This is a genomic window from Streptomyces sp. NPDC023573 (genome assembly GCF_055559735.1).
The window spans coordinates 1-2,748 of sequence record NZ_JBVHKB010000033.1 but is presented as its reverse complement, the minus strand read 5'-3'; the positions used below and the strand labels follow the sequence as shown (position 1 = coordinate 2,748).

Annotated in this window: 4 protein-coding genes and 1 pseudogene; 4 read left to right on the top strand and 1 reads right to left on the bottom strand. The window is 68.3% G+C overall.

The window, feature by feature from the left end; genetic code table 11:
* The 4 genes and pseudogenes from ACZ32T_RS37240 to ACZ32T_RS37225 form a co-directional block, all read left to right on the top strand.
* A pseudogene (locus ACZ32T_RS37240) lies at positions 1 to 152 on the top strand (DNA primase); the annotation flags it as partial.
* Positions 149 to 550, top strand: a complete 402-nt coding sequence (locus ACZ32T_RS37235) for a DUF6009 family protein (RefSeq protein WP_467274530.1) — start codon at positions 149 to 151, stop codon at positions 548 to 550. The pseudogene ACZ32T_RS37240 and the gene ACZ32T_RS37235, both read left to right, overlap by 4 nt.
* A gap of 375 nt (positions 551 to 925) precedes the next feature.
* The gene (locus ACZ32T_RS37230; protein ID WP_467274528.1) at positions 926 to 1,804 is read left to right on the top strand and encodes a hypothetical protein; all 879 of its coding nucleotides are present in this window, start codon (positions 926 to 928) and stop codon (positions 1,802 to 1,804) included.
* 102 nt (positions 1,805 to 1,906) lie between these two features.
* Positions 1,907 to 2,344, top strand: coding sequence for a spore germination protein GerW family protein (locus ACZ32T_RS37225; protein ID WP_467274526.1), 438 nt, complete (start codon positions 1,907 to 1,909; stop codon positions 2,342 to 2,344).
* A 222-nt stretch (positions 2,345 to 2,566) separates the two neighbouring features.
* On the opposite strand, the gene ACZ32T_RS37220 is transcribed toward ACZ32T_RS37225, so the two are convergent.
* The coding region (locus ACZ32T_RS37220) for a hypothetical protein (RefSeq protein ID WP_467274524.1) at positions 2,567 to 2,748 on the bottom strand (182 nt) is incomplete at its 5' end.

The window sequence follows — 2,748 nt, the reverse complement described above, 5'->3', positions numbered from 1 at the left end:
AGAATGACGGAGTGCCGGCTGTATCGTCCCGGGCTTTCGCCGCACGGGTCCGTGAGGTGGCAGGGGTTTCCTCACCGAAGGAGATGATCCTGTCGAACCAGCGGAAGTACTACCCGGGTGTGGGGCTGCAAGGCGAGGAGGAGACCCGGTGAGCGCTCTGATCGGCGACGACGAGATCAGTGACGAGATAGGGCTGGTCTGGCTGGAGGACGTATTCCTGCTGGACTACGTGCGGCAGAGCCTGGACCGGCTGCCCACCCGCCGGGGAAAACCCGCCTACCACCGGGGCGGGCGCATGGTCGGCTACGCCATGCTGGGCCCGGAGGCCCGTTCCTCCCGTGCATCGGGGACGTTCCGAAGGCGGGTGTTCTGGCTGCTCCCGCACGACCGCGACACCGACCCCCAAGGTCTGTACGCCACCGGCGCCCCCTCCGAGTCGGTTGATCCCCGGACACTGGCGGCCGGGACCAAGGGCCACAAGACCGAGCGCTCCGAAGGCGGTCCGCCCTCCAGCGCGATGCGGGAACTCGGCATCACGCTTCCGTACTGATTCCGGCCTCCCCGGTGCGCCTCGAAGCCGCTGCGGCCGTCACGGCAGAACGCCGGCGCTCCGACGGTTCTCCGCCATGGCGGCCGCGACGGATGCGTACCTCACCGGCACAGCCCCCTGACGGGCCAGGTGCCGGGGTGGCGGCCCATGCCCGGAGTTCCGCCGGGCCACCACCCGTTGCCGGACCGAGTCGGCATTATCGAAGAAGAACACGTTCTGCTGCCCCTTTACTCTGTGTCTGATCCGACATTCGTAAAGGAGCCTGTTGTGTCACGTATCGATGAATTACCGGTTCGCGAACGTGCACGGGAACGGATATCTCTTCCGGCAGGAGATCCATCGGGAGAAGGCGCAGGACGCCGGCGAGGGCTCCTGTTGATCCTGAGCATTCTTGCCGGATTCATTCTGACAGTGATCTGGTCAGCAGAGTTCGTCGACAAGACCATCGGCGGCAACATAGCCGAGTCGGTTCTCGGGCACGACCCGGAGACGGCCCCGCTCACCTCGGCTGCGGCCGGCATCCTCTTCGCTTTCGCCTCCGGTCTCGCAGGTACGTTCACTGCCTGCAACATCGCTGTGTTCGGCACGGTCGCGCCGATGATGGGCACGATGACCAGCCGCAAGAGCCGGGCCGTCCAGGCGCTCAAGCCGCTGGGGTGGCTGTTCCTCGGCATGGCCGCAGTCTCCGCCGCATACGGGGCCCTGGTCGGTCTGGTGGGACCCTCCATGCCGCAGTTCTCCGAGGCGCAGTCGGTGCCGGGTGAACTGTCGGGGCGTTCCATCCAGTCGATGATCGTTTTCGGAGTCATCGGTCTGGCGATGCTTTACATGGGGCTCGGTGCGCTGGGCTTCGTCCGCGATCCGTTCACGCGGCTGTCCCGCCGCTTTCCCCACGCTCAGACCGTGTTCATGGGCGCCCTGGTCGGTGGCTTCCTTGTCGGCCGGCCGTACCCTCTTTTCCGGCAGCTTTTCCGCGATGCGGCCGAGAGCGGCAACCCTCTCTACGGGGCGGCGGCCTTCGTACTGCAGTCGGTCGGAAATGTGCTGATCATCGCGGTGATCCTGTTCCTTACCGCGTACGTCGCCGGGGGACGCCTGTCCGCGTGGATGACGGCGAAGCCCGGCCGTATGGCCGCCGTCACTGCGGTGACGCTGATCATCGCGGGTGTCTTCACTTTCCTGTACTGGGACGTCAGGCTGCTGGCGCGCCGCGAGATCATTCCCTGGTATCCGATCGCTCCGTGGGCGGCGTGAGCGGCGCGAGGAGAATCTGGATCGGCCGGTGCCGGAGCCGTGAACCGGCCGGCTTCGGCACCGGTGCTACGTCGGACCGAGGATATGGATGGAAGGACAGCGGTGAGCACGCAGTCGGACACGGCACCCACCGCCGTCGAGGCGGCAACCGGCTCTGCGGCGGAGGCGAACAGGCTGCTTGAACGGCTGGCCGGCCGGCTGGGCGGAGTTGCGTCGGCGAAGGCCGTCTTCGGCGAACCCATCGTCTGCGAAGGGGTCACCGTCGTACCGGTGGGCAAGGTGGTGGTCGGCTTCGGTGGCGGTGCCGGGCGGGAGACCGCTGCGGCGACGACCGGGGACGGCGGAGGAGGAGGCGGCGGTGCTGCGGCCAGGCCGCTCGGTTTCATCGAGATCAGGAACGGCACCGCGGTGTACCGGCCGATCAGTGATCCGTGGGCCGGCGTCTTCGGCCCTTTGGCCGCCCTACTGGCCGGCGCCGCAGCCACGAGGGTCACCGGTTTCCTGGCCGGGCGCCGCAACCGTAGGTGCCCGGGGCGATGAGCCGCAGCGCGTTCGGCAGGGACGATGCGCGGCGAAGGCGCCGGCGTGGCCGTTTCTGCCGGGGCCGCACGAGCCGCCGTCACGCGGCAGGGTGAAGGAGAACGGCCGGCGGGTGGGCGGCCGGCCGAGGCCCTGGCGTCTGTGGTCGAGGGTGAGGAGGTCCTGCGTCTGGACGAGCTGGTCCTTGTGGACGGACGAGCTGTCCGGGCTGGATGAGCGCGCTCATCGCAGGGCTTCGGCTTCACGGTTCGGGGCGGAGCCGCCCGCTTCGGAGGGGATGCCGATGCCGGGGTAGTGCTTCCGCTGGTTCGAGAGGATCATCACGCGGTGGCTGGCGAGGCCGACCGCTTCGCGTACGCGGTTGGCGAAGGCCCTCGAGGAGACAGGGCTGGCGTCCTGCACTC